32 protein-coding genes are annotated in these 23,406 nt (G+C 61.3%); 9 read left to right on the forward strand and 23 right to left on the reverse strand.

Annotated features, from left to right (window positions below; all coding sequences use genetic code 11):
* Positions 1-41: 41 nt before the first annotated feature.
* The 5 genes from Q5Q88_RS02315 to Q5Q88_RS02335 form a co-directional block, all read right to left on the reverse strand.
* On the reverse strand, positions 42-929 hold the full coding sequence (locus Q5Q88_RS02315; RefSeq protein WP_302741587.1) for a helix-turn-helix domain-containing protein: 888 nt from the start codon (positions 927-929) through the stop codon (positions 42-44).
* A 162-nt stretch (positions 930-1,091) separates the two neighbouring features.
* A complete protein-coding gene (locus Q5Q88_RS02320; RefSeq protein WP_118654190.1) occupies positions 1,092-1,523 on the reverse strand; it encodes a YjdF family protein in 432 nt (143 codons plus the stop codon).
* 153 nt (positions 1,524-1,676) lie between these two features.
* The gene (locus tag Q5Q88_RS02325; protein ID WP_302741590.1) at positions 1,677-2,582 is read right to left on the reverse strand and encodes a hypothetical protein; all 906 of its coding nucleotides are present in this window, start codon (positions 2,580-2,582) and stop codon (positions 1,677-1,679) included.
* Entirely contained in the window at positions 2,569-3,255 is a 687-nt protein-coding gene (locus Q5Q88_RS02330) for a response regulator transcription factor (RefSeq protein ID WP_302741592.1), read from the reverse strand. The genes Q5Q88_RS02325 and Q5Q88_RS02330 overlap by 14 nt, the downstream gene beginning before the upstream one ends.
* Positions 3,256-3,322: 67 nt before the next feature.
* Positions 3,323-3,580 carry a hypothetical protein gene (locus tag Q5Q88_RS02335; protein WP_118654193.1) on the reverse strand — a complete coding sequence of 86 codons (258 nt, stop codon included), beginning with the start codon at positions 3,578-3,580 and terminating at the stop codon, positions 3,323-3,325.
* Positions 3,581-4,274: 694 nt separating this feature from the next.
* Here Q5Q88_RS02335 and Q5Q88_RS02340 point away from each other — a divergent pair.
* Complete coding sequence (locus Q5Q88_RS02340) at positions 4,275-4,589, forward strand: DUF6442 family protein (RefSeq protein WP_294159339.1); 315 nt, start codon at positions 4,275-4,277, stop codon at positions 4,587-4,589.
* 7 nt (positions 4,590-4,596) lie between these two features.
* Entirely contained in the window at positions 4,597-4,803 is a 207-nt protein-coding gene (locus Q5Q88_RS02345) for a helix-turn-helix transcriptional regulator (RefSeq protein WP_294159341.1), read from the forward strand.
* A gap of 121 nt (positions 4,804-4,924) precedes the next feature.
* On the opposite strand, the gene Q5Q88_RS02350 is transcribed toward Q5Q88_RS02345, so the two are convergent.
* The 3 genes from Q5Q88_RS02350 to Q5Q88_RS02360 all read right to left on the reverse strand — a co-directional run bounded on the left by Q5Q88_RS02350 (position 4,925) and on the right by Q5Q88_RS02360 (position 6,196).
* Positions 4,925-5,230 (reverse strand): type II toxin-antitoxin system RelE/ParE family toxin, encoded by a 306-nt coding sequence (locus Q5Q88_RS02350; protein ID WP_302741596.1) that lies wholly within the window; start codon positions 5,228-5,230, stop codon positions 4,925-4,927.
* Positions 5,220-5,486, reverse strand: coding sequence for a hypothetical protein (locus tag Q5Q88_RS02355; RefSeq protein WP_072414369.1), 267 nt, complete (start codon positions 5,484-5,486; stop codon positions 5,220-5,222). Before Q5Q88_RS02355 ends, Q5Q88_RS02350 begins: the two co-directional genes overlap by 11 nt.
* Before the next feature lie 77 nt (positions 5,487-5,563).
* Positions 5,564-6,196 (reverse strand): GyrI-like domain-containing protein, encoded by a 633-nt coding sequence (locus tag Q5Q88_RS02360; protein ID WP_302741601.1) that lies wholly within the window; start codon positions 6,194-6,196, stop codon positions 5,564-5,566.
* A 187-nt stretch (positions 6,197-6,383) separates the two neighbouring features.
* Between Q5Q88_RS02360 and Q5Q88_RS02365 the strand changes: the two genes are divergently transcribed.
* Entirely contained in the window at positions 6,384-6,818 is a 435-nt protein-coding gene (locus tag Q5Q88_RS02365; RefSeq protein ID WP_302741603.1) for a hypothetical protein, read from the forward strand.
* Between the two features lie 191 nt (positions 6,819-7,009).
* Here Q5Q88_RS02365 and Q5Q88_RS02370 read toward each other — a convergent pair whose 3' ends face one another.
* The 7 genes from Q5Q88_RS02370 to Q5Q88_RS02400 all read right to left on the reverse strand — a co-directional run bounded on the left by Q5Q88_RS02370 (position 7,010) and on the right by Q5Q88_RS02400 (position 11,187).
* Positions 7,010-7,786, reverse strand: coding sequence for a class I SAM-dependent methyltransferase (locus Q5Q88_RS02370; RefSeq protein ID WP_302741605.1), 777 nt, complete (start codon positions 7,784-7,786; stop codon positions 7,010-7,012).
* A 34-nt stretch (positions 7,787-7,820) separates the two neighbouring features.
* Positions 7,821-8,102: a hypothetical protein gene (locus Q5Q88_RS02375; RefSeq protein ID WP_302741607.1), complete on the reverse strand. Its 282-nt coding sequence runs from the start codon at positions 8,100-8,102 to the stop codon at positions 7,821-7,823.
* A 35-nt stretch (positions 8,103-8,137) separates the two neighbouring features.
* Positions 8,138-8,452, reverse strand: a complete 315-nt coding sequence (locus Q5Q88_RS02380; protein WP_302741609.1) for a TfoX/Sxy family protein — start codon at positions 8,450-8,452, stop codon at positions 8,138-8,140.
* A 103-nt stretch (positions 8,453-8,555) separates the two neighbouring features.
* The gene (locus Q5Q88_RS02385; RefSeq protein WP_302741610.1) at positions 8,556-9,461 is read right to left on the reverse strand and encodes a hypothetical protein; all 906 of its coding nucleotides are present in this window, start codon (positions 9,459-9,461) and stop codon (positions 8,556-8,558) included.
* 127 nt (positions 9,462-9,588) lie between these two features.
* Positions 9,589-9,927, reverse strand: coding sequence for a hypothetical protein (locus Q5Q88_RS02390; protein WP_302741611.1), 339 nt, complete (start codon positions 9,925-9,927; stop codon positions 9,589-9,591).
* A 21-nt stretch (positions 9,928-9,948) separates the two neighbouring features.
* Positions 9,949-10,350 carry a hypothetical protein gene (locus Q5Q88_RS02395; RefSeq protein WP_302741613.1) on the reverse strand — a complete coding sequence of 134 codons (402 nt, stop codon included), beginning with the start codon at positions 10,348-10,350 and terminating at the stop codon, positions 9,949-9,951.
* A gap of 9 nt (positions 10,351-10,359) precedes the next feature.
* On the reverse strand, positions 10,360-11,187 hold the full coding sequence (locus Q5Q88_RS02400) for a hypothetical protein (RefSeq protein WP_302741615.1): 828 nt from the start codon (positions 11,185-11,187) through the stop codon (positions 10,360-10,362).
* A gap of 506 nt (positions 11,188-11,693) precedes the next feature.
* Here Q5Q88_RS02400 and Q5Q88_RS02405 point away from each other — a divergent pair.
* From Q5Q88_RS02405 to Q5Q88_RS02420, 4 genes are all read left to right on the forward strand, one after another.
* Positions 11,694-12,524 carry a helix-turn-helix domain-containing protein gene (locus Q5Q88_RS02405; RefSeq protein ID WP_294159362.1) on the forward strand — a complete coding sequence of 277 codons (831 nt, stop codon included), beginning with the start codon at positions 11,694-11,696 and terminating at the stop codon, positions 12,522-12,524.
* 204 nt (positions 12,525-12,728) lie between these two features.
* Positions 12,729-13,043 carry a PadR family transcriptional regulator gene (locus tag Q5Q88_RS02410; RefSeq protein WP_294123963.1) on the forward strand — a complete coding sequence of 105 codons (315 nt, stop codon included), beginning with the start codon at positions 12,729-12,731 and terminating at the stop codon, positions 13,041-13,043.
* The gene (locus Q5Q88_RS02415; protein WP_294123961.1) at positions 13,040-13,750 is read left to right on the forward strand and encodes a DUF1700 domain-containing protein; all 711 of its coding nucleotides are present in this window, start codon (positions 13,040-13,042) and stop codon (positions 13,748-13,750) included. The genes Q5Q88_RS02410 and Q5Q88_RS02415 overlap by 4 nt, the downstream gene beginning before the upstream one ends.
* Positions 13,743-14,702, forward strand: coding sequence for a DUF4097 family beta strand repeat-containing protein (locus Q5Q88_RS02420; RefSeq protein ID WP_302741619.1), 960 nt, complete (start codon positions 13,743-13,745; stop codon positions 14,700-14,702). Before Q5Q88_RS02415 ends, Q5Q88_RS02420 begins: the two co-directional genes overlap by 8 nt.
* Before the next feature lie 95 nt (positions 14,703-14,797).
* Here the strand turns inward: Q5Q88_RS02420 and Q5Q88_RS02425 are convergent, their stop codons facing one another.
* The 5 genes from Q5Q88_RS02425 to Q5Q88_RS02445 form a co-directional block, all read right to left on the reverse strand.
* A complete protein-coding gene (locus tag Q5Q88_RS02425; RefSeq protein WP_302741621.1) occupies positions 14,798-15,874 on the reverse strand; it encodes an AAA family ATPase in 1,077 nt (358 codons plus the stop codon).
* A 144-nt stretch (positions 15,875-16,018) separates the two neighbouring features.
* Positions 16,019-17,386: a hypothetical protein gene (locus Q5Q88_RS02430; RefSeq protein ID WP_302741623.1), complete on the reverse strand. Its 1,368-nt coding sequence runs from the start codon at positions 17,384-17,386 to the stop codon at positions 16,019-16,021.
* A complete protein-coding gene (locus Q5Q88_RS02435; protein WP_281656466.1) occupies positions 17,383-18,138 on the reverse strand; it encodes an ABC transporter ATP-binding protein in 756 nt (251 codons plus the stop codon). The genes Q5Q88_RS02430 and Q5Q88_RS02435 overlap by 4 nt, the downstream gene beginning before the upstream one ends.
* Before the next feature lie 154 nt (positions 18,139-18,292).
* Positions 18,293-18,694 (reverse strand): helix-turn-helix domain-containing protein, encoded by a 402-nt coding sequence (locus tag Q5Q88_RS02440; protein WP_302741630.1) that lies wholly within the window; start codon positions 18,692-18,694, stop codon positions 18,293-18,295.
* Positions 18,695-19,084: 390 nt separating this feature from the next.
* Entirely contained in the window at positions 19,085-19,342 is a 258-nt protein-coding gene (locus tag Q5Q88_RS02445) for a 2-keto-3-deoxygluconate permease (protein ID WP_281656465.1), read from the reverse strand.
* Between the two features lie 163 nt (positions 19,343-19,505).
* Here Q5Q88_RS02445 and Q5Q88_RS02450 point away from each other — a divergent pair, with 163 nt between their 5' ends.
* Both Q5Q88_RS02450 and Q5Q88_RS02455 read left to right on the forward strand, forming a co-directional pair.
* Positions 19,506-20,405: a LysR family transcriptional regulator gene (locus Q5Q88_RS02450; RefSeq protein WP_302741633.1), complete on the forward strand. Its 900-nt coding sequence runs from the start codon at positions 19,506-19,508 to the stop codon at positions 20,403-20,405.
* A gap of 146 nt (positions 20,406-20,551) precedes the next feature.
* On the forward strand, positions 20,552-21,670 hold the full coding sequence (locus Q5Q88_RS02455) for a 5-methyltetrahydropteroyltriglutamate--homocysteine S-methyltransferase (RefSeq protein WP_302741635.1): 1,119 nt from the start codon (positions 20,552-20,554) through the stop codon (positions 21,668-21,670).
* Between the two features lie 128 nt (positions 21,671-21,798).
* Here the strand turns inward: Q5Q88_RS02455 and Q5Q88_RS02460 are convergent, their stop codons facing one another.
* The 3 genes from Q5Q88_RS02460 to Q5Q88_RS02465 all read right to left on the reverse strand — a co-directional run bounded on the left by Q5Q88_RS02460 (position 21,799) and on the right by Q5Q88_RS02465 (position 23,327).
* Complete coding sequence (locus Q5Q88_RS02460; protein WP_281656462.1) at positions 21,799-22,245, reverse strand: DUF2442 domain-containing protein; 447 nt, start codon at positions 22,243-22,245, stop codon at positions 21,799-21,801.
* Between the two features lie 3 nt (positions 22,246-22,248).
* A complete protein-coding gene (locus Q5Q88_RS09250; protein WP_368076127.1) occupies positions 22,249-22,389 on the reverse strand; it encodes a DUF4160 domain-containing protein in 141 nt (46 codons plus the stop codon).
* A 110-nt stretch (positions 22,390-22,499) separates the two neighbouring features.
* On the reverse strand, positions 22,500-23,327 hold the full coding sequence (locus tag Q5Q88_RS02465; protein ID WP_302741637.1) for a helix-turn-helix transcriptional regulator: 828 nt from the start codon (positions 23,325-23,327) through the stop codon (positions 22,500-22,502).
* Between the last annotated feature and the right edge of the window lie 79 nt (positions 23,328-23,406).

The following is a 23,406-nucleotide window of genomic DNA, read 5'->3' on the forward strand; positions in this document are numbered from 1 at the left end:
GAACCATGCGGCAAACCCGCAGCGAACAGAAGGAAGGATGGCTATGCACCGATCCGCTTCGAGATGGGCATCCATATCTCGCTACGATATGACGTGGACGAGAAATCGCCTTGCGGATACACCTCGATGCTCACGTCTCCCAATAGCTTGTATCCTGACGAGGGCAACCACTCGGAGTAGATCCTGCGATAGCACTCCGCCGTCGCCGTGTCGCAGGGGCCCGTACAATCGAACACGGCCCAAAGACCGGATGGAACATGCATCTCATCCGCCCATACCGGCGCCTCACGTGACGACACGACGGCTATCTGGTAGCTTTGGCCATCGTCCTTTGACACGTTGACCCCGAGGATTCCTTGAGGCCCCGACCCATCCGCCAGCGCGAGAAGCCGTTCGATAACCCGATCTTGCGAAGCTCTCTCCCAAAGACTGCCCAAGCTCTCTCTGCCTGAAGAGGACATTTGAACCAGCGGATTACCTTGAGCAGCTCCACAGGATGCGGATATTCCCACGAGGCGCATCCCCTGCTGGGGCACAACCCTCCACGGCAAGGGCTCCGCACCCGTAACGGTAAGGGCGAACGTGCACCGCGGGAAGACGAGAAGATGGGCGCCGGGGCACCTCGCCTCACTGGGAGACATGCCTAAGACCTCTTGAAATGCTCGATTGAACGCCGTTGGCGAAGAGTAGCCATACCGCACTGCCACATCGAGCACACGCTCGCCCCTAGACAGATCGAGCGCGGCGCACGACAAACGACGTTTGCGCACGTACTCCGCCAGCCCCATCCCCGCAAGATAGGAAAAGATCCTCCGGAACTGCCCTTCGGTGCAAGACGCAAAAGACGCCGCACGCGCAATATCGACATCGCCGTCAAGATGTTCCTCTATGTAGTCCACAGAGGCATTCAACCCTTCTATCCAGCCCATAGGGTCACCATCCTTCCGAAAACAAGCATGGGGCAATGTGATTTTTCAATCCTCGCATTAATAGAGCAGATTATGCGAGCTCACTCGAGAGTCCGGCTGGGGCGCCACCTTCCGCTCATCCAGGCAGGCCAGCCACGTCCCGCGGACAGAGGCAGGAACTGCTTACTTGCCGCGATGCTTGCGGCGCTTCCTTTCACGCCGGTGTTCCCAGCGCGAACGCGCTTCATCCTGGCGCCGCGCCGCTCGCTCGCTTCGCGATTCGTCCTTGATGCGTTCCCGCTCGCGGGCGAGCGCAAGTTGCGAAGCTGTCGATGACCCGTGCTGGCGCATCACCTTGGCTGCCTCGCGCGCACGACGCTTGGGGTTGCCAGGGGTCCGCCCGACACGTGGCCCAACAGGCTCCGCCTCCGCACTCAGGTGCAGGCTCGACCAACGCTCAAGCACCCACGTATAGACTTCTTCATTCGAAGGTTCCGCACCATATACCACGCGCGCAATACGAAGCATGCCGTCTTCGACATGCTCGACCACGCCCACCCAAAACTGACCATCGTGATAGACAGTCAGGGTCGATGAGACCTCACTCTTTCGCATAGCCGCGACCTCCTTCTATGTAGGGCTACGCGAAGAAGGGACAACCAAGGAGGCAGGTTACTGGCAGGCTCATGCCCGCGGCCCGACTACCCGACGGGCGCTGTGTTTTTATCTTCGATGGATATCAGTATAGCGCCACGTCCTGTCGTATCATCAAACGCCTCCGTCCAAGCTTCTGAGCATATCGGAGATGCTGCGAGCCATCTCATCCGATGCCTCACGAATAATTCCGAGCCAGCGAGAAAGGCTATCCACACCGACCGATGAGTCGCCGATTGACAAATCGTCGGACACGTCAGAAGAAATCGCGGTCTCCGCTTCAAGCACGTCGCAGGCGCTCGTGATTGCCATCAAAGGGGTTATAAGCTCGTGGGAGGCGGAAAGGACGAACCCCCTCTCGCGCTTGCGAGCCTCCATAACCGGTCGCAGCGACCGCGTTGTCGCGAAAGCCGCAACCGCCGTTGCACACAACACGATGACCGCCCCGGAAGCGATGCAACGGAGGATGAGCGAGGCAGCATAATCGCCATGGGGCGTTACATCAAGAAACGTGTAGACACGTATCCCGCTTGGAGCGGTCTCGACCGCCGCAACGCTTCCATTCGAGACCGTCACGGCACCATTCTGGGCACCGAGGGGCTGCCAGAGGCCGATCCACTTGCGCCCGTCAAAAGAGAAAGGCTGGCTTCCGACCTCATCGCGAAGACTCACGAGCTGCGTCGCGACGCTTTCAGAGAGGCGATCGACGGCAGCCGCTCCCCCGCATTCCACCGCACCCGCCTCGCCCGACTCGTCCACGGCAACCCGGCACCATGAAATGTCGGGGCCGGTAACGACCAAACCTGACGTCCCATCAGCCTCGCTGTCCGCGGCCGTCCGGTCGATGTCAAACGGCTGGTTTGAGAACTCCTCAAGCATATGCCTGCGCGCCGTCATATCCGCATCGATGAGCGGTGTCGCCAGCAGCGCCATACACGCCGCGGTACATAGGGCGATGAGGGCGGCGGAAACCACGACGATGCGTCGGCGGAACACCGCGAGGTCCCTAGGCATCTTCATGCTTGGCCTCCAACACGTAGCCGATTCCACGAATGGCGCGAATTGAAACCGGGGCGCCGAGGACGGCGATCTTGGAACGAAGCAGCGAGACCTGCGTCTCGATCCTACCGGCACTCGACCCGCCATCGGCGCCCCACGCAGAGGCCATGATTCGCTCCCGATGCACCGGAGTCCCCGCATGGCGCATCAATGCTTCGAGCACCAGGCCCTCCTTGGGCGTAAGAACGCAAGATCCCTCACCATACGTCAACTCGCGGGAATCGGGTGCGTAGAACATGCCGAGCGCCTCAATCACTGTGGACGGATCCGCGCCGCCGCGCCGTCTGAGAACGGCGCGCAGCCTCGCCAGAAGCTCCTCGACATGGAAGGGCTTGGCAAGATAGTCGTCCGCGCCGAGGTCCAGGCCGCGCACGCGATCGCGCATGTCACCGCGGGCCGTGAGCAGGATGACGGGCGTGGCGTCACCACGTGCGCGCAACTCCGACAGAACGGAAAGGCCGTCCTTGCCGGGCAGCATGATGTCGAGCACCACGGCATCTACAGGAGCCACGGCAAGACGCGCGAGCGCCGCCTCGCCATCTGGCACTGCCTCCACCTCCCACCCGGTGAGCTCGAGCGCCCGAGAAAGCGGCTCCCGGATGAGCCGGGCATCCTCTACCAGCAAAAGCCTCATACCAGCCCCCTTTTACAAGGGCGGCGCGAACCACCTCGGCCCGCGCCGCCGCAACAGTCCGTCGCGCCTATTCCGCGACGTCGGCGAATACCCGCACATCGGGCACGGGCGCCACCTCGGTGCCGTCCTCGACCCAGCGAACAACATCGAACTCCATGCCCCCATCGGAACGCGGCGTCGCCTCGCCCAAGCCGATCACGATTCCGCGGGTCCCAGGCGCCTCTTCATCGGCAACGGCAGACGCGGGCAAGAGCATCCCGAGAGCCGCAAACACCGCCACGGCCAAACCCGTAGCAGCCAGTGCCAGCTTGCCCATATTCTTCATCTTCACCCTCCAAACATACAGCGTCCATGACGCACGGCTAGGATTGGAGATCTCCATGACCTCATGGTAGAAGGCGAAGCTTTAGGATTGCTTTACATCTGGAAATAGGGGATGCAATTGTTGGCGGCGCCGGCGAACAAGCGTGCCATAGTATAGAACAGATGTTCGTGCTTTATGCTATCATAGAGACAGCGACATGGGCGGTGCCCTCCGAGTCCTTGCAGGGGGTTAGGAGGGTTCCCATGGCGAAGTTCACCGCGTTGCTGCTCGCAGCTTCCGTGCTCGTTCTATCGATCGCGCTTCTTTATCTTGCCGTTTTCTAGCGGCCAAGGGGTGAAACTCGCCATTTAAGGGAACAGCCGCCCTGGCCGGAGCGGCTGTTCGTGCGGGTTTTACCCCACTAGGTCAATCCAGGAGGGCGTACGCCTCCCTAGTCGCTACCAGTATACCCGCTTTTCCGGCGCCCCTGCACGCCACCCGCGGGTTTCTGGGCGGTGCCGGGCTTCGCGGGCTCGGCACCGTTTTACAACGCTGCCGTCAACGCAGGACAATCACTTAAAAGACGAAGAACCTAGACATCCTTCCCATCCACTCCCGTCGGCATTTTTCATAGCCTACCATAATCATTCTGCCAAGTTTTATTGTCAGTGATATCCTTTCACTGACAATAAAACTTGGCAGAATTGAGGATGACATGGACAGAGATGAAATCCTTGCAAGAAATCGCATGGACAACCGACACCTTGATGAGCGGGATCACAGGTTAGCTGACGAAGCGAGCGCTTGGGGAGTGATAGCCTTAACGGCTGCCGTTGCCGTGATCTTTCTCATCCGATTGCTCACAAAGGGTGGGAATTCATACGACCTGCTCGCCATCCTGTTCGCGTACCTCTCCGCAGGGAGCGCGTACAAATGGAGCAAAACAAGGTCGCGCTGGACATTCATAACATCTGTTCTGTACACAGCCCTCGTCGTGGCCTGGCTATGTGCCTACGCGTCGTTGGGTTGATGCCACTGTGAAGGAATCGCTGACACTTAAAAACTCACTGCGAGAGGCTCGCAAGCAGCGTGGACTCTCGCAGACACAACTTGCCGAGTTGACGGGGGTGTCCCGAAACACGATCAGCTCCATCGAAACGGGACAGTTCAACCCTACAGCCAAGCTTGCGCTCGTCCTCTGCATTGCGCTCGACAAGAAGTTTGAGGAACTGTTCTATTTCTAGGCGCCTGTGGAGCAGGTTATCCCCCTCGATGCAAACGGCGATGTTTCCTGCGATGGAACCCGTACCGCTCACACCCCCTTTCACGCACCTCATTGACACGTTGCGAACATCTATAAAAGCACTATACGAGTCGAGCGTAATCTTGCGACTGATGGAAGATGTGGGCGATGGTCACGTCGTCGCCGCGCACCGTATAGAGAAACGTATGTCTCATCACGGAGGCGGACCGGTATCCCCTTGCAGCAAGCTCAGGCAGATGGCATAGGCTGAATGCTTCGGGATGGTTCCGAACGCTTTCCACCTTGGCATCGAACTCCGTCATGAAATGACGGGCGGCCTGAGGGCTCTTCACTACGTTGACAAGGTAGGAGACGATATCTCGGTACTCGCGCTGCGCCTCGCGAGCAATCGATAACCTATAGCCCATATTCTTCCCTGAGCTTCGACGCGAAGACGTCGTACTCATCCACCTCGCCGTTCTCGATTTCCTGCTCCGCGAGCAGAATCCGAGAAAACAGGCGCGCCTTCGCAACCTCATCGCGCTGAGCAGCCCACTCCTCTGCCGACAGACAATGAAATGCCTCGTAACCGTTACGCGTCACCGTAACATCACGCTCTCGACTGACAAGCGCGGTAAAAGCCGCGGTGTCCTTCATATCGCGAACTGGGACTGCGATAGCCATATGCACCCCTTTCAACTTGTGGCCTAACTATACCACGTTCATCAATAGAAGCAGCAGCGGCCAACGGCGGTACCCATCTACGCCCTGCGAACCGGATGCCTGATCACCGTCTTGAGCTTCTCGGGCGCGGTGCGTCGGGCATCGTTGAGGTAGATCTCGTGATGGAGGCGCTCGTCGGAGAAATCCTCGACATAGCCCTGCTCCTCGGCGAAATCGCACATGGCTTCGACGGTCGCCGGCTCGCCGTCATACGTCCCGACATGCAGGCACTGAACGCACAGTCCCTCCTCAATATTGAGCAGCTCCACCATCGAGAAATCCCGCTTCTTCTTGGCGGCGGCCTCCGCGACGGCCCATTCAAACTCCTCGCGCGTCACGAACTCGGGCACGCGGATGGCGGATATCCAGTTGAAGTCCTCCTTGCGCGCATAATCCACGCCCAGAACGCCGTCCTGCCACCAAAAACCCTCAAGAGGCGGCACGACGAAGTCGAAGTAGCCCTCGATGCGATGGTCGCCTTTCTTGGACATCTTGATGGTGTACGCCACGCCGTAGAGCGCCTCAAGCGCATCCTTGTACGCCCCGCCTTCCTCGTTAGGGTCACCATGGCCGCGGACGGCGATGAACGTCATCGCAGGAACTTCGACGAGCATCGGCTTCTTGGGCGGAAGGTAGAACTCCTTGTATTCCTTCTTGTAGTCAAATGCCATCGTAATCCCCTTTCGCAAGCAACCCTGACCCTATGATAATAGAACATGTGTTCTTGTCAAGTTGACCATAACACCTTGCCGAATTCAAAACGAAGCGGGTCTCGCCTCGTTGCAATTCGCATAGATGTCACCTACCATTGAGGAACCTGCATCCGGGCACTCGGCACGGCGATTCCAAGGGGGCGCAATGAACAGGAAAACGGTTCTCATCGCGATAACGGGCACTCTCGCCGCTCTTGGCATCCTGGTGGCGCTCGTCGGTCCCTCCGGCGGAAACGTGAAATCGGTCGAGCGCATCGCGCAGGCGACCGATCTTTACAGCAAAGACGACATAGACGATGCGTTCAATGCCGTCGAATCGGAATTCGCCTCAGGCTTCAAGGGATGCTCGCTTGATGAGCTTCGCTACGACGACGAGGTTGAGTCCACATTTCTGGACGAAATACTCGAGCATGGGCAAAAAGGCAAAGGGGACCTTATCGTCGTGCTATCCGAATTCACGACCGACTGGCGGGCAGCTGACGAGGGCTTTTCGCCGAACGACAGATACGAAGGCTGGCAATGGATTCTCACCAGGCCTTCGCAAGACGCCCCATGGAAGATCGTCGACTGGGGCTATTGATGACGCTGCGGTGATGCACCACGCGGCCGTCCCCCCGTGCAAGCCAGCGCCCAACCGCTAGATCGCATCCGTGTTCAGACCGTCAAAGTAGAATTCCCCCTGATCGGAATCATAGATGAACAGAGCCTCGATACCCAGGTAGTCATCTTTCTCCCCCATCCAGTCGGACGGCGAGATGGGCGGTAGGGGCGTCAGGCGCCCTTCACGGCGTACGTCGCCCAGAAGGTCGGAATGTTCAGATCGTGCAGACGGCCCTCGCCATAGGTGTCCTCGTAGCAGTCGACCAGCTGGAAACCCGCTTGCAGCTGACCGCGAATCTGCTCTTCCATCGTATGTGAGAACAGAATGCCGTCCTCAACAGGATCGAGCGCCGCCATGTGATCGGGATTCTTCAACGGGTTGAACGGCAGGTTGTACACCGCCCGCTCCTCTTCGGGGTAGTCGAACACGTACCCGAAGCCGTTGTCCATGCCCGCCAACAGGCGACCACCAGGCTTCAGAATGCGATGGCACTCGCGCCAAAGCGGCTTGACCTCCTCTATGTAACAGTTCGAGACGGGATGGAAGATGAAGTCGAACTCCCCGTCCGCAAAGGGAAGCGGATGGGACATGTCGCCTCGAACGATCTCGATCTCGTAGCCCTCGCGCTCGGCGACCATCCGCTCGGATTCCAGCTGGCTGGGCGTGTAATCGAACACGGTGCACCGCGCACCGAGGGCAGCGAAGACGGGCATCTGCTGACCTCCGCCGCTGGCGAGTCCCAGCACGCGCAGGCCGGACAGGTCGCTCGGATACCATGCGGGCGGAACGGGCCTGGTGGGGGTTAGCAGCATGCGCCACTCGCCCTGCCGCGCCTCGAGGTATTCCTCATGGCTCAAGGGGGTGCCCCACTCCCAGCCCTGTGCGTTCCAGCCATCGATGGCGCGGGCGTTCACATCGGCATAAGTATCTCTGGTTATATCCGTCACAGATAGGTCCTTTCAATTCGGGACGTGATATCGATTATGCTACGTCGACGCCTTCCATGCGCAGCAGGCCGAGGCGCACGAGCAGCGTCTCGCACACGCGCAGCCAGTAGAGGGCAGCGGCAAGCCCGACGGCGTAGAGGGCGATCGAATCCCGGAGAAGCGGCCTCGCGGCCCACATGAGGATGAAAAGCGGCGACATGAGCAGCGCGAGCGCCGCAAGGGCGGCGGCGACCCTCCCCGCCCCTCCGAACGGCGCCCATTCGAACTCCGCCCCACAGGCGCACCGCCTCGGCATGACGCCGAACCTGACGGGCACCCTCCGCCCGCAATGAGCGCAGGTCATCTCCCCCATCATCGACGGGCCTTCCGAGCCGAGGCGCCGCGGAGCTCCGCGCAGACAGCCCCCACCAAGCGGGAGAGCGAATCGCCGTCATCTGAATCGACGAGCCTCATCGGCCTCGCGCCCTCGTAGGGAACGGCGGTCGCGCCCAGCGCCGACGCGGACGCGGGGGTCTCCTTGATGAGCAGCCGGTCGTCGTAGACGCCGCCGAACAACGTGCCCTCCGAGTAGAGGAGGTACTCCCCCATCATCTTCCTCGTAGTCAAGCCCTCAACACCCGAGAGAAGGTCGAGGACATAATCGAGATAGCCTTGCGAAGACGCCATGACAGCCCCCTTTGCTTCAAATCCGGTCAGCCCCGCTCGACGATCGCGCCGTAGCCCGTGTGCGGCAGGTACTCCACAGCGAGCCTGAAGACGGCGTATTCCATTACCCGCTCACCTCCAGCCCCGACAGCACCTCGGCGCGCAGGCGCTCCATGCGGGGCGTGAGCGGTTCGAGGGAGGCATCGGACGCCAGGCGCGCCGCCTCCTCGGGCGACCCGTGCAGTAGCTCGTACTCGGCGAGATAGAGCTGCCAGTTCGCACGCTGTTGATGGCAATCGGCCAGGGCCATGCGCTCGCGCATGCGCGCGGCGTCGGCGGCGTCCCGCTCGGCGGGCGGGCGCACCAGCACGGCGTAATCGGCGACCTGCAGGTCGGCGGAAGCACGGTTGCGCGAACCCTCCTTGAAGTTCTTCCGGAACGCCGCGAGCCTCGCCAGCGCATCGCGCGCGCCTTCGAGATCGCCCACATCGATCCGGCTCAAAAACTCGATCTGCATGGCTCGGAACCACCTGACGTTGTCCTTGCGCTTGAAGGTGACGGACTCGAGGCGGCACAGGGCACCGGCGCTATCGAGCTCAAGGTAGTCGCAGTACGCGAGCTCGATGGCGATGGTGTTCGCGGAGCGGCCGAAGCGGTCGCGGGCGGAAAGCACATCGAGCACCGTGCGATAGCGGGCGGGGTCGCAATCCTGGGAGACGACCTCTCCGAGCTTGAGGAACAGTGCGCCCATGCGCACGCGCGCGATGAGCACGATGGCGAACAGGAGGACAAAGCAGACGAGGTAGAGCGCGAAGTGGCCCTCCTTGACAAACCAGATCATCGCAACGAGGTTGGCGAGAATCAGCGCGATGGACTGCGCCTTGATCGCGCGCACCCGCTTGACATACGTGGCAACGGTCTCCTGCGCATCCAAACCCCAGTAGGAGGAGCGCCCGTCACCCGACGGCGAGATGTTGTCGATGCGGTTGGGCTCCAGTGCCGGGGCGGGCGGGGTCGGAAGACTACTCATAACGATCAACTCCTCGGTAGGTTTTGGGGATTGTACCCCCTCCGGGATTGCCGGCCACCGTGCCGGCGTTTCAGCTGGCAAGACAAGCGCGGCCGCCACCTTCGATTGGCAGGGCGGGTGGCTCGCCTCACAGCTTCAAATGATCGAACCCCGGATACCCGCGCCGCAGGGCCTTGTTGAACTGCCGCTTGAGGCAGCCCGCCTGCAAATACCACGCCGCATACAGGGCAAGGCCCTCGACGACGAGCATCGCGATGAGGACGGGCACGGAGCTCTTGGTCATCACCAACATGGCATCGAAGGCGGCGAAGAGGGCGAGCACGCCGCTCGTCGCCCTCGTCCGCTCCTCGATTTGGCGCCTCAACTTGCAGCGCACGCCCTCGATCTCCATCTCAGAATACGCGGAGGATTCCAAGCCTCTCCTGATTTCATCATCAAGCGTGGCCTTATACAGCGAGAAGAGCATGTGAGCCCCTTTCCAAAACGGTCAGTCGACGAACCAGAGCCAGATGAAGAACACTAGGTACGGGACGCTCGCCAGGTACAGGGCTCCCGCGGCGACCGCGAACCCGGGCCAGACGCTGGCCCCTCCCCTCGCGCGGCGGACCTCCCGAACCGTAAGGGCGACGGCGACAGCCAATCCGCCGACGGCCAGCGCGGCCATGCCGAGCGAGAGCGCCGCCAAGCCAACCGCGGCGGCCATGACCGGCGCCATGAGCAGGGCGCACCCGCATCCCCCGGGGCTGTACAGGCGCGCGGACGAGCGGATAGGACGGCGGCACCGTTGACACGCGACGAGAGTCGGCCCCGCGGGACAGCTGCTTTTGAGCGTCGACCGGGCGTGAGGGGACTCCGTCACAGGAGCCGTTCTCTCAGTCGCGCGCGCCATTGCCGCCCCCTACTCGATCGGGTCGCCCGCGGTGGCAGGACCGTCCACGTCGCGCGCGCCCACGAGAGTGCGGGTCTTGGGGTACCAGCGAACCTCGGCCATCGGCTCATCGAGGACAAGCGCGACCTCGGGCCAGTCGGCCGCGTTCACGCTGAGGCGCGCGTCCACATGGTGGTTCGCCACCGACTCCCCGTCCCTGTAGAGCGAGACCTCGAACGTGGTGGGCGACAGCGCCGCCCCGCGGCCGCGCGGCTTATTGATCTCGGCCCCGTAGAAGGCGAAGCGCTCCTGCCGCCATCCCCCGTTGAGGTCGTCAAGCATCTCGCTGCAGGAGAACGCGCCGCCGGCGATCGAGATGACGGCGAACACGCCGCAGAACGCCACGATCGCGGCGGACCCGGTGTGCTTGTAGGAGATGGGGTCCTTCTTGCGGTGACGGCGATACACAAAAGGAATCGCGCCGAAAGCGACCATGAGGACAAGGCCGAACACCCCCGTGGTATCGGCCGAGGAGAGCGCGCCCATGGCGAGGAAGAACGGCACCACGTAGCAGAAAAAGCCGAGCAGGATGCCCTTGAGCTCACGGGCGAGGACGGCGGGGTCGATACGCCTGCGGTGCATGCGCTGCAGGTAGACCATGGGCGTGAAGCACAGCATGGAGATGCCGAACAGGATGAACCCGACGCCGACCGATGCGCGGTTGTACAGCGCCGCCGCCCCGACGCTCGTGGCGAAGCGGCCGTAGACGAGCACGCCGAACGCGGTGAAGAGGAAGACACAGCCGATGATGGCGACGGCTCCCTGCTTGCGGTCCCTCGCGGTGGTGAAACGTCCCATGCTTCCTCGCTCACGTCGATGCGGCCCGGTCCGTCCCCGGGCCGATAATTCAGACGAATCTAGCACAGGGCAAACCAACCCATGGCGGAGGTTCGGTAAAGGGCGCGGAGGGGTCGGCCTGCGCGAAACGGAATCGAGGCAAATGCTCAAGCCAATTATGCCAACTATCCGGCGCGCTCACGTATTGTTGATAGAGGGAGATATCGCAAACCGGTCCCTCGCACATCGAAACCACCCGAGAAAGCGAGGTGAGGGCATGGGAGCTTGGCTTCTTGAGCTTTTTCGTATTCAAATCGGAAAACGCCAAGTAGCACCAACATAAGATGCGCAGTCACCTGCACTTTTGCCGCACGAGATACCCGCCGTACTTCGCGAGTTCAAAAATGGATACGAAAAAGCTCAACTAAAGGCAATGCACAAGAGATTTGGCAGCTCGAGTCATCTCGAGGCGGTAAGGTGAACTTGGAAAAGGACAAACATGTTCGACTCCAACGAAGGGAGCGCAGATGATTCTCTCGGAACAGATCAAGCTTGGACGCAAACAACTCGGGATGTCGCAAGCCGATCTCGCCGACGCCATCTGGGTGTCAAGAAACACCGTCAGCAACTGGGAACGGGGCGATACCACGCCTGACATTCAAAGCCTCGTGCTGATGGGCGCGCTCTTCGGGCTCTCTCTCGACGAGATGGTGAAGGGCGACGAGCAGGTGATGGCCCAGGCGCTCGAACGCGACAAGAATCACCTCCTCATTGCAGGAGAGACGTTCAACCCTGGAAATCGGCAAGCCGCCGACTGGAACCATACATCCACGCTGGGCCTCTTCGAACTTCGCTCGACGGGCGGGCCCGCACACGGCAAATTCGAGGATGCCGATGTCACCGATTCACACGGGCTTGCGTATCGCCTGGTGCGCATCGCGACGCTATTCAGCAGAAGCCTTTACCACATCTTGGATGAACATGGGTACAAAGTTGGCTCTATCACACGCAGACACGCTCTCCAGCACCCCGTCTTCCAAGTACGCATGGAGGGATTCGACCGAATCCAACTCCGTCGCGAGACCCGCATCGACAACGGCTACAAAGACGTCATACGGTTCGACGGCGGCGGCGTCGGCGTGGAAGGCAACCTCATGGGGGACGAGTTCTCGATAGCACGAAACAACAGCGCAATCGCCCACATCAACGCACGTCGGGCCCTCAACCGGACCGCATATGGCATCGAAATCGTGGACGATGCTTCGGCTCCCCTCGCACTCGGCGTGACGTTCGCGATCTTGATGCTCCGCGACTACGACCGCGTGTGGGTGCGCGGCGCGGGCAAAGCTTCTATCTGAACCTTTGAATGGCCGGGACTTTGCGAATTGCGGTACATTTCCCGGCCATGCGTCCATTTCAACCCAGCTACATCATCTTCCCCTGGCAATGCCCGCGCACAAGCGCGGGCATTACTCTCACGTAAAAATACGCGTTCGATTCAACCATTAGGTAGTTGACGCCTTATACTATGCGCCGTATAGTATCGGTCGAAGGGAGATATCATGGATGCTCAGATGAAGCGCGGCTTCCTCGAGATGTGCGTGCTCGCATCGCTCCAGGAACGGGACTCTTACGGCTACCAGATCGTGAAGGACGTGCCCGACATCCTGGGGCTCACCGAGTCGACACTGTACCCGCTGCTCAAGCGCCTCGAGAAGGCCGAGTGCTTGACCGCCTACTCCGTGGAGCACAACGGCAGGCTGCGCAAGTATTACCGGCTCATGCCCGCAGGCGAGGAGCGCATCGCAGAGTTCCTATCAGAGCAGGCGGACATCATGTCGATCTACGATTTCGTGAAACGAGGTGCACACGCATGACCAAGCAGGAATTCCTCTCCGAGCTCGAGCGGGCGCTGGGTAAGCTGCCGCACGCCGAAGTCGAGCAGGCGCTCGCGTTCTACGACGAGGCCATCAGCGACCGCATGGAGGACGGTCTTTCCGAATCCGAGGCGGTGGCAGACCTGGGCCCAATCGATGAGATCGCGGCGCAGATCGCCGCCGAGACGCCGCCCATACCGCGCGCCATCGCGCGGGCCAACACCGGCAGCCGCACCCTGAACATCGTTTTGCTCGCGGTGTTCTCCCCCATCTGGGTGCCCGTCGTGCTTGCACTCGCGGCTGCGGCGCTTGCCGTGTACGTCGCGATTTGGGCGGTCATCGCTGCGCTGTGGGCCGTCGACGCGGTCCTCGTGCTCATGCCCTTCGCGGGAATCGCCGCGCTCACCTCGACCCTGGGAGGCGGGATGCCGTTGCCCGGCATCTTCGTCCTCGGCCTCTCGCTCGTGTCGAGCGGCTTCGGGCTCATCGCCTCCTTCGCCGTGTTCTGGGCAAGCAAGCTGCTCTTCCAGGCAACGCGAGCTTTCGCGCGCTGGATCGCGAGCCTGTTCGTGCGCGTGAGCGGCGAAGGTGACGGCGACACGCCCAATAGCGCAAAGACCCACGGCGCCCCGAGCATGCCGTCGGCCGCCGAGAGCACCCGCCCCGGCCAAGCCACCCTCCCGGAAGGAGGCGTCCACAATGCGTAAGGCGCCCAAGATCATCCTCATCGCCGCCGCGGCGCTCATCGGGACCGGAACCGTGCTCTCGTGCGGCGCTTGGGCGGCGGCCGGATTCGACACCGCCCGCCTGTCCACCGTGAACTACGACTGGCATCAAACGGTAAGCGCGCTCGAAGACGAAGCGACTTCGCCGCACAAAAGCATCGTCATCACGTCCGAATTCGAGAACGTCCTCCTCGAACCCGCCGACGGCGATGCCATCGAACTCGAGTATTGGACGGGAAACTGCCAGAGTGTCTCCGTTGAAGACACTGACGGTGTGCTCAAGATCGACGTCGACTCGCAGCCCATGGAGGGCGTCATGATCGACCTCTCCCCTGCTGAGGCCGGCGGCGTCGACGACACTACGACCGTAGTGCGCGTGCCAGCCTCGTTCACCGGTGAGATCGAGGTGCACTCCGATTCGGGCGATGTCGTTGCGACTAACGTGCACGGGCTCGCCGGGCTGCGAGCTTCCAACAGCAACGGAGACGTCGTGGCGAAGAATGTCTCCGCCGCCAAGCTCGACGCGATCAACGAGAACGGAGACACCCTGCTCTCCGGCGTCGAAGCCGAGGCGGTCCTCGCGACCAACTTCAACGGTGACATCTCGCTGGGAGGAGCCACGGCACGCAAGGCCCAGGTCGTAAACGAGAACGGTGACATCATGTTGGTGGACACGGCGCTGCAGGATGACCTGCTGTGCGAATCCGTGAACGGGGACATCTCGGCGCAGAGGCTCGACGTCACCGCGAGTCGGATTGAGAGCGTGAACGGGGACATCTGCCTGTCGTACCTGGGGGCAGAAGACTCCTACCACATCGACACCCACACCAACCAGGGCGACATCGTGTCGCCGCAAGGTGCCGACGACGCCGCGCGCACCATTAGCGTCGACAGCAACCTGGGCGACATCCAGATCAACTTCGCCTCGAAATAGGAATCAGCCCTCACCTCAATTTAGGGACAGTCCCTAAATTGAGGTGATCGCGCTCGCCCTCTACGCGCACATGCAGCGATAACAACGGGCCAGCCCTACTCCCTCACATGCTCGATCAGATACTCGCGCATGTAGGGGATCGCAAAGCTGACCATGCCGTATGACGGCGCCTCGATGAGCGCCGCATCTACGAGGCGGCGACGATAGGTGCTCACGGACGTGGGGGCGACCCCCATCTCGCGCGCGATATCGCCAGACGCCACGGGTCCAGACCCACATCGCGCCATGGCCGCAAGGTACTCGAACTGCCTGCCCGAGACGCGCCTGAGCGCCGGTTCAATCACCATGTTATCGAAGCTCTTGCGCGCCGTCGCGATGCCCTTTTGCGCATCGAGCAGCTCAACCGCATCAGAACCGCGGCGCGAAGCTGACTGCCAGGTGTAATATCCGACAAGCTGGACCATGAAGGGATAGCCGGCAGCGGCGGCCGTGAGCACACCGGACACCCCAGGCGCAACAGATTTACCCGCGCGCACCATCGTGTCCTCAAACGAATCTCCGACCTCAAAGTCCATAAGGCGCTTGAGCTCGACATGCTTGGCCCGCTGTAGAAACGTCAGGGTCTCGTCCACCACGACACCGTCGACCGAAGCGGGAAGACCCGCGAATGCAAAGGCGACGTTCGCACCCTGGCGCACCAGCAGCTGGATCTCGTTACCAAGCTCGCGCATCTCATCAAGCGGCGCATCTTGAATTTCATCGAGCGTGATCAAGAGACCACCGTTGCGCGAAGCCTCGTACATGGCTTCCCCCAGCTGCGTCGCCGACTTGGATATCTCGACGGAACCCAAGCTCACGCCCAATATAGAAGGGGATATCGACAGCGAGGACACTTCGCGATTCCGCGAGAGGGCACCGAGAATGCGATCGCAAAAGCCCGCGTTCGCGGCGACGTCAACAACATGGAACCCATGCTCGCGCGCGATGTCTCCAAATGCGTTAAGGAGCACGGTCTTACCCACGCCACGGACCCCGGAAACGCGAAGTAATCTGTCAGGAGCTCCGGGGCCGTTTTCAAGCGCTTCGGTAAAGTCGTCGAGAATCTCATCTCGACCGATAAGTTCAGGTGGATTCATTCCAGCCGTCGGCTTGAACGGATTAACGCGCACCACCGCACATCACCCTCTGCGGTCAAAGAAGTTTAACAAGTTGAACAAAGTTTAACAAGTTGAACAAGGTTTAACAAGTTGAACAAAACTCATACAGAGGGCTCGATAGAAGAAACGCCCGCTCAATCAGCTCACTCGCAAATTCTGTCACTCATTGAGAAACCGCACCGGTGCGGTCCTGATCATGCGCAGCACCGGCATCAGCCCTGCTACGACCAGCACGACGAAACCTGCGACGGCGATGAGGACGGCAGGGACAAAACGCACGGACAGCATCGCGCTCCCAGCACCCAAGCCCAACGCATGGGCCGCGATCATGTTGGAAAGCACAACCGCAAGTAATGCAGCCGAACCCGCTGCTACCACATGCATAAACGCCTCGAGAACCGAGGCGACACAGACTTGGCGTGGGGTGGCGCCCAGCACCTCCAGCAACGATGCGTCACGCTCCCGCACACGCAAGGCGAGAACCACGTTTGCGCACGACCCCACAGCCGCCAAGATAACCGGCCCCGCGAACATTACGCACGCGAGGCGCGGGTCGAGACCGAATCCGCTCCCAATCGGCAAGTCGTATGCCGTGGCATACCGCTCCATCAGGCTCATCATCGAATAGAAGCCCGCAACGACACCCATGGCAACCACGAGGGATGTCTCAATCGACAAGCTTTGTGTCAAGGCGTGCTGAGCGCTCCTGCGCGCGAGAAGCCACGCCGTCCAGCGCGACAACGGACACGTCGCCGCTCGCAGGATCCTCGGCAAAAGTACAGGGGCGAGAGCCGTAATTAGCGCCGGGATTGCAATAGGCAAAAAGACGAGCCAGGTGCTCTGACCGAAATCGACAGGGGCTAAGACGGGGTCAACCGTGGACACACACCATGCGACAGCGGCGCATGCGGCAAGGGCGGCAAGCCAGCGCAGCGGCATCATGCGCTCGGATGCGCCCTCGACCGACCACTCGTCACGCAAAGCCATCACGGGCGGCGTACACGCCGCCGCCCTTGCGGCGCGCGCCCCGCCCAGCACCGACAAAAATAGCGACACTCCAAGAACCGCAGGACAGAGGGAAAATCCCGGCAGAAGCCGCACCCCTTCGAACAAGTCGATATCCATGAACAGAGCGCTGAACACGGTGGATGAGCTTGCCCAGCACAAGGCCAAGCCCAAGCACGAACCGAAGACCCCCACGAGTGCAATTTGAACGATGACAGCATAGCCCACCACAACCGGAGGGATGTTGATCACCTGCCACAGGGCGTAGGTTCGCCGCAACGAGACGACGCTTCCCCGAGCCGTTGAGGAGAGAACGACGCATCCGGAAATCGCCGAGAACATGAGAATCGCCTGGGCGGCGCTTCTAAAGAAGAAAGAAGTCGAGACCATCGGGTCCGCGGCCGCCGTTGCGGAAAACGATGCGAACCAACCTCCCATATAGCCAAATGCGGTAGCAACGGCGAGCACACCGAACCACACATGCCAATGCTCCCGAACATCACCCACAAGCAGGCGGATCATCGTGAAATCACCCCTTCCGCGGCATCGCGCGCCCCTGCCATCTCCATCGCGGTGAGGATTTCCCGCGACGCAGGACGAGTCATCATGTTGACGATCTTCCCGTCACGCATTACAAACACCCGATCGGCACGAGCGGCCGCCTCAAGATCGTGCGTCACCATGACGACGGCCCGGCTCTCCCCATCCGCCATGGCTCGCAGTATGTCGAGGACCACGTTCCCGTTCGCCGTGTCGAGGGCGCCGGTGGGCTCATCGGCGAACACGATGTCCGGACAGGAAGCGATAGCCCGGGCGAGCGCCACTCGCTGTGCCTCGCCGCCGGACAACTCGGCTGGACGGGCATGCTCCTTCCCTCCCATACCGACCCGCTCCAAGAGATCACACACATCCTTCCCGCTCACCCTGCGACCGGCAAAGCGCGCGGACAGTGAGACGTTCTCACCCACGGAGAGCGAGGGCATGAGATTGTACTGTTGGAACACGAACCCGACATGCCGAGCTCTGACCTTCGCGCGCTCGCCGCGCCTCGCTCGCACGACATCCACGCCCATAAGATGAATCTCGCCCGCATCGGGGACCTCAAGCCCCGCCAGACAATGCAGCAGCGTCGACTTGCCCGAACCGGATGGTCCCACGATGGATACCATCTCACCTGCCAACACATTCATATCAACGTGGCGAAGAACCTCGGTGTTCAGATTTCCATGCTTATAACTTTTGCATACGCCACACGCCTCAACGAGGATGCCCATAATTCTTTCGCTCCTTTTGCCAACCCGCCCGTGAGCATGCAAGGCCAAGGCGCACGAGCCCTGCACCCTGCAAGAAAGGGCGTATCGGACAAGCGCCAAGTTGCCTTGCACGCGCCTCATCAGTTGATAGTGAATACGAGGCCTCGGCCAGCGGCTACTTCCAGCCGGGGATGTCGGCACCCGAGGTGAGTATCGTGGACAGGATGGTCAGGATAACGACGATCAGCAGGAACACAACCGCAGTGCCCGCGATGACCATGAGGGCACTGAGGGCGAAGCGGTACTCACGCGACAGCTCGCGCGGGGCGGGCGCCGAGGGCGTCTCGCACACCGACGGGACGCTCGCCGAGCCCGTGAGGATGAAGTCTGTGCTCACACGGTAAATCCGCGCGAGCTTGACCACGTTGTCGACTTCGGGGCGGCCCTGGGCGCCCTCCCACTTCGAGATGGCCTGACGGGAAACACCAAGCAGGTCCGCCAACTGCTCCTGCGAGTAACCGGCCTTGCGGCGAAGGTCGAGCAGACGGTCGGCTAGCTGCGTCGTCGCGTCATCCATAATGAAAGCCTCCTTGTAGCGCTGATATTCCGGGGCCCGACGGCAGCCGTCATGGGATGCTTTCGCCCCCTTTGGCCATCGGGCCTCAGCGCAAGACTATCCTCGCAACCGCCGTTGCGCTCCACCATCTAGCAGCGACAATTGTAGCAACACATCGCGACAATTCCGCCACCGCCCGTTGCGGTGAGGATGCAGGGCGAATACTCGCAGCTTCGAACCCAGCTTCGCCCCGCCGTTGGCATCGTTGCGGCAGTCGGGATCAAAACCAAGTCGCTCGTCTGGTGCATCGTGACGGGAGTCGCGGCGTTCGCCATCCTACAGGCCGCTGCCCTCTAGCTGCGATAAAGGCGGCTGGGCCCCAATCACACCGAAACAGAGAAACAGACGACGTCAGCCCCGGCAGAAGCGCTTGTCGAACCAGCCCGTGAGAATCGGGTCGAGCAGCGCCGTCACGATGACGGCGGTCGCGACCACCGCGTTGGCACCCCCGCGCGTAGCCGCCGTGAAGAAGCCGCCGATCTCCAGGACCTGGGGGCAGAAGGTGTTAATGAGCAGACCCGCGATCATGGGGTAGATCATGATGTCGCCCGGAAGGCGTGGGACCTTAAGCGCCCGCGCCGTCGTTGCCCTGTTGCCGTCAGTCGCCATATGCGCGTCCTCCGTCTTTTCGTGCTGCGCTTTCTTTCAGTAAAGTGTTGACATGCCAACAGATGGCTTCGCGCCTCGGATAGCGGCAGGGTCGGAGTGTCGTAATATGTCGAAACCGTTACGAGATGTACGGCACGGGCAGTTGCAAACGGAAGGGAACCCGGTGAAACTCCAACAACTCAGATACATCGTCGAGGTGGCCTCGTGCGGCAGCGTCACCGAGGCGGCACGGCGCCTGTTCGTGTCACAGCCGAGCGTGACCGCCGCCGTGCGCGATTTGGAACGCGAGATGGGCATCACGGTGTTCGACCGGACGAGCAAGGGCATGGTGACCACCACCGAGGGCCAGACGTTCCTCGGCTACGCTCGTCAAGTGCTCGAACAGGCGGACCTGCTCGAGGAGCGTTACAAACGCGACACTGAACCCGTGCCCCGCTTCGCTGTCTCCTGCCAGCACTACTCGTTTGCTGTGAATGCCTTCGTCGACGTGATCCGTGCATACGACGCCGCGCGCTACGAGTTCACTCTGCGCGAGGAGCAGACGCACGAGATCATCGAGGACGTTGCCCATATGAAGAGCGAACTCGGCGTGATCTACCTATCTGATGCAAATCGCGACGTGATCGGCCGCATACTGCGTGCCGAGGAGCTCGAATTCAAGCCCTTGTTCTCCACTGCCGCACACGTGTTCCTCTCCTCGACCCATCCCCTGTCGGAACGTGCCTCGGTCACGCTCGAGGATCTCGCAGACTATCCGTACCTCTCCTACGAGCAGGGGGATTTCAACTCGTTCTACTTCTCCGAGGAACCACTGTCCACGCTCGGCCGCCCCAAAAACATCCGCGTGCGCGACCGCGCGACCCTGTTCAACCTGCTCATAGGCCTCGATGGTTACACGGTGTGCTCGGGCGTGATCTCGCACGAGCTCAACGGCGAGGACATCATCGCCGTCCCACTCGAGGTCGACGACCGCATGGAAGTCGGCATCGTCACGCGGCGCGACACCCACCTCTCCCGCTATGGGAAGGCGTTCGTCGAGGCGATCCGCACGCATATCCCGTGACACCCATGAGATCGAAAACCTTCGCTACCTACCCAGTCCCATAGGTTTTTCCTATCAATATTGGATTGTTTTAAGTATTTCCCAATCGGATGCGCGTCCCGCATACTCCTTTCATCAGATATCGCATCTACCGAAAGGAACCCATCATGGCCGCCATCGCACCCACCCGATTCGACGTCGTCGGCAGCTTCCTGCGCCCGGAGACGCTCAAGCAGGCCCGCGCCTCACACGCCGCCGGCGAACTTGACGACGCAGGTCTCATCGCCGTCGAGAATGCCTGCATCGCCGAGCTCGTCGCCAAGCAGAAGGACGCCGGTCTGCCGCTGCTCACCGACGGAGAGTTCCGCCGCTCCTACTGGCACCTCGACTTCATGTGGGGACTCGGCGGGATTGAGCACGTGGAGCTCGACCACGGCTATTTCTTCGTGGGCGAGGAGACCACGCACGGCTCGGCCGTCCTCACGGGCAAGATCTCCGGTGAGAACCACCCCTTCGTCGAGCACTTCAAGTTCGTTCAGGTGCTCGAGGAGCCGGGGCACACGGCTAAGCAGACCATCCCCGCCCCCGCCCAGCTCCTGCTCGAGCTTTACCGTGACGAGGCGGCGGCCGAGCGCACGCGCAGCTTCTACCCGAACGAGGACGAGCTGCTCGAGGATATCGGCGCCGCGTACCGCACCGTGATCGCCGAACTTTACGCCGCGGGCTGCCGCAACCTGCAGCTCGACGACTGCACCTGGGGTGCGCTCGTTGACGAGCACTTCCAGGCGGGCATCCGCGCCACCGGCTCCACGCCCGAGGCCGAGGCCGAGAAGTACCTGCGCGTGAACAACCTCGCGCTCGAGGGACGCCCCGCCGACATGGCCGTCACCACGCACGTGTGCCGCGGCAACTATCACTCCACCCACGCCTCGAGTGGCCCGTACGACCTGGTGGCCCCCGTCCTGTTCGCCCGCGAGAACGTCGACGCCTTCTACCTGGAGTTCGACGACGAGCGCTCCGGCGGCTTCGAGCCGCTCGCGCACGTGGCGCCGGGCAAGAAGGTCGTCCTTGGCCTGGTGACCACCAAACGCCCCGAGCTGGAGGACCGCGACGCCGTGATCGCGCGCATCCACGAGGCCACGCGCTTCGTCCCGCTCGAGGACCTCTGCCTCTCCCCGCAGTGCGGATTTGCCAGCTGCGAGATCGGCAACAAGCTTACCGAGGACGAGCAGTGGGCCAAGATCGCGCTCGTGCGCAGCATCGCCGAGGAGGTCTGGGGGGCCTAGCTGCGCCGCTCGTTGCCCAGCGACCTTAGAAGCTTGGCAAAGTTGAGCAGGGTGACTCCGATCGTTGAGCCACCCTGCTCAGGCCAACAGAAGCCAAAACCTCGCCTTGCGATAACGACACATCGAAATTACCGGAGCACCTCGACCGGATTACCGTACTCTCGCCTCATTGCCTCTTGGGTCACAACCCACTGCTTACCAAATTTACGTGCGTCAATCCCCGCTTCTATCTTTCCATATGCCACAGCCTTACGCAGGGCAGACTCGCTCAGGCCCCAAAGCTCACTTGCATCGGAAAACGCCATGAGTCCGTCAAAAGGCGTCTTCACGTCGACGCCGTTTTTCCAAAGCTCATCGCAGGAAAGGTCGAGATCGTCGTTCCAAACGATGCCATAGCCACCGACATCAACTTGCACTTCCTCAAAGAGGTGCTCATCTTCCAAAGCGGCAAACTGGGAAAATCGAGAGACGAGCTTCTCTACGTCATATTCCTTTGTCGATCCATTTGCAAAACGCACACATAGCCTCATGTCCTGCAAAGGAACAACTTCTTTCACTTTGTGAAACACAGGCATCTCCTATTCAAGTGAATCGAGCTTCTTGAATTCTTGGGTCTCCCACATTTCAATACGCTCATCCTTGTGCATCGTCATCCACTCTTTCACCAATGAGGCAGCGCGCTTTGGAAGATGACCGTCTATTATTTCGCCAGATCTGATGTCATGAGCACCTCAAAATAGGGACAGGCACCAATCTGAGGTTTTAGCAGCCCCGACACTCACCCCTCGCACGGTCTCACCTCAAATTAGTGCCTGTCCCCAATTTGAGGCTACCGCTCGCGTGCTTGCCACCAGGCGACGGCAAGCTGGGTGCGGTTTTTGTGCCCGGTCTTTTGCAGAACGGAACTGATCCGATTGCGCACCGTGCCTTCGCTGATGAACGCGGCGGCGGAGATCTCATGGTTGTCCAGACCCTCGGCAACCAAGCGTACCACCTCGTATTCGCGCTCGGTCAACTCCGAAAAGGCGGCACGACAGCGCCCTTCGGGCGAGCGCGCGGCAGCATCAACGTCAGCTACGGCGCACTCGGATACCGCATCCGCGCTAGGCTCCGAACAACCATCCGCCGCGACGACACCGCTCGATCCCTCCGCGCCGAACAGCTCGTGCGCGCGAAACTCGTCCCGGGTCCGATGCCGCAAGTCGCGCTGGGCAAGCAGCATGCTCGTCCGCCAGGACAACAGCCCCGCCAACGTAGACAGAGCGCCCACGCACGCAAGCTCCGTCCCAGAAACACGCGGCGCGACCACCATGCGCGCGACGGGCAATAGCAAAGCAATCGGCGCCGCGCGCCACGGCAGCAGCTCCCGCGCGAATTGGAGCAACTCGTACACAACGGCGGGAAGCAGAAATAGCCCCTCCGGAACAAACGAACTCACAACGCAATACGCCAACGGGCCGAGCACGCACCACTTCCCCTGCGCCCACTCACATGTCAGCACCGCGATGATCGCCACAAGCAGACAGACGACCGTCGGGACAGCAAGTGCATCCCCCGCGAGTCCCGCAACGGCCGACGCCGCGCCCACGACCCCGGCGGCAACGCGGAACAGCACGCACGCGACGAGCACCAACACTATGTCGATGATTCTCTCCATGGCTCCCCATGGTAGCAAAAGCAAGTTAGGGCAGGTAAAACCAAGTCGTGACAATTGTCACTATCGCGTTGCGAGGGCG

Source organism: uncultured Collinsella sp. (assembly GCF_959026545.1).
In the GTDB taxonomy this organism is placed as follows: domain Bacteria; phylum Actinomycetota; class Coriobacteriia; order Coriobacteriales; family Coriobacteriaceae; genus Collinsella.

What these genes read in the sequence shown, in the direction of transcription:
- Q5Q88_RS02340 (WP_294159339.1), top strand. Translation starts at nt 4,275, where the DNA reads ATGGACAGAGATGAAATCCTTGCAAGAAATCGCATGGACAACCGACAC.
- Q5Q88_RS02435 (WP_281656466.1), bottom strand. Translation starts at nt 18,138, where the DNA reads ATGGGCATCCTCGTTGAGGCGTGTGGCGTATGCAAAAGTTATAAGCAT.
- Q5Q88_RS02355 (WP_072414369.1), bottom strand. Translation starts at nt 5,486, where the DNA reads ATGGCTATCGCAGTCCCAGTTCGCGATATGAAGGACACCGCGGCTTTT.
- Q5Q88_RS02360 (WP_302741601.1), bottom strand. Translation starts at nt 6,196, where the DNA reads ATGGCATTTGACTACAAGAAGGAATACAAGGAGTTCTACCTTCCGCCC.
- Q5Q88_RS02440 (WP_302741630.1), bottom strand. Translation starts at nt 18,694, where the DNA reads ATGGATGACGCGACGACGCAGCTAGCCGACCGTCTGCTCGACCTTCGC.
- Q5Q88_RS02325 (WP_302741590.1), bottom strand. Translation starts at nt 2,582, where the DNA reads ATGAAGATGCCTAGGGACCTCGCGGTGTTCCGCCGACGCATCGTCGTG.
- Q5Q88_RS02335 (WP_118654193.1), bottom strand. Translation starts at nt 3,580, where the DNA reads ATGAAGAATATGGGCAAGCTGGCACTGGCTGCTACGGGTTTGGCCGTG.
- Q5Q88_RS02405 (WP_294159362.1), top strand. Translation starts at nt 11,694, where the DNA reads ATGATTCTCTCGGAACAGATCAAGCTTGGACGCAAACAACTCGGGATG.
- Q5Q88_RS02460 (WP_281656462.1), bottom strand. Translation starts at nt 22,245, where the DNA reads ATGCCTGTGTTTCACAAAGTGAAAGAAGTTGTTCCTTTGCAGGACATG.
- Q5Q88_RS02415 (WP_294123961.1), top strand. Translation starts at nt 13,040, where the DNA reads ATGACCAAGCAGGAATTCCTCTCCGAGCTCGAGCGGGCGCTGGGTAAG.
- Q5Q88_RS02445 (WP_281656465.1), bottom strand. Translation starts at nt 19,342, where the DNA reads ATGGCGACTGACGGCAACAGGGCAACGACGGCGCGGGCGCTTAAGGTC.
- Q5Q88_RS02420 (WP_302741619.1), top strand. Translation starts at nt 13,743, where the DNA reads ATGCGTAAGGCGCCCAAGATCATCCTCATCGCCGCCGCGGCGCTCATC.
- Q5Q88_RS02350 (WP_302741596.1), bottom strand. Translation starts at nt 5,230, where the DNA reads ATGGGCTATAGGTTATCGATTGCTCGCGAGGCGCAGCGCGAGTACCGA.
- Q5Q88_RS02380 (WP_302741609.1), bottom strand. Translation starts at nt 8,452, where the DNA reads ATGGCGTCTTCGCAAGGCTATCTCGATTATGTCCTCGACCTTCTCTCG.
- Q5Q88_RS02330 (WP_302741592.1), bottom strand. Translation starts at nt 3,255, where the DNA reads ATGAGGCTTTTGCTGGTAGAGGATGCCCGGCTCATCCGGGAGCCGCTT.
- Q5Q88_RS02430 (WP_302741623.1), bottom strand. Translation starts at nt 17,386, where the DNA reads ATGATCCGCCTGCTTGTGGGTGATGTTCGGGAGCATTGGCATGTGTGG.
- Q5Q88_RS02455 (WP_302741635.1), top strand. Translation starts at nt 20,552, where the DNA reads ATGGCCGCCATCGCACCCACCCGATTCGACGTCGTCGGCAGCTTCCTG.
- Q5Q88_RS02410 (WP_294123963.1), top strand. Translation starts at nt 12,729, where the DNA reads ATGGATGCTCAGATGAAGCGCGGCTTCCTCGAGATGTGCGTGCTCGCA.
- Q5Q88_RS02320 (WP_118654190.1), bottom strand. Translation starts at nt 1,523, where the DNA reads ATGCGAAAGAGTGAGGTCTCATCGACCCTGACTGTCTATCACGATGGT.
- Q5Q88_RS02400 (WP_302741615.1), bottom strand. Translation starts at nt 11,187, where the DNA reads ATGGGACGTTTCACCACCGCGAGGGACCGCAAGCAGGGAGCCGTCGCC.
- Q5Q88_RS02315 (WP_302741587.1), bottom strand. Translation starts at nt 929, where the DNA reads ATGGGCTGGATAGAAGGGTTGAATGCCTCTGTGGACTACATAGAGGAA.
- Q5Q88_RS02465 (WP_302741637.1), bottom strand. Translation starts at nt 23,327, where the DNA reads ATGGAGAGAATCATCGACATAGTGTTGGTGCTCGTCGCGTGCGTGCTG.
- Q5Q88_RS02385 (WP_302741610.1), bottom strand. Translation starts at nt 9,461, where the DNA reads ATGAGTAGTCTTCCGACCCCGCCCGCCCCGGCACTGGAGCCCAACCGC.
- Q5Q88_RS02390 (WP_302741611.1), bottom strand. Translation starts at nt 9,927, where the DNA reads ATGCTCTTCTCGCTGTATAAGGCCACGCTTGATGATGAAATCAGGAGA.
- Q5Q88_RS02365 (WP_302741603.1), top strand. Translation starts at nt 6,384, where the DNA reads ATGAACAGGAAAACGGTTCTCATCGCGATAACGGGCACTCTCGCCGCT.
- Q5Q88_RS02395 (WP_302741613.1), bottom strand. Translation starts at nt 10,350, where the DNA reads ATGGCGCGCGCGACTGAGAGAACGGCTCCTGTGACGGAGTCCCCTCAC.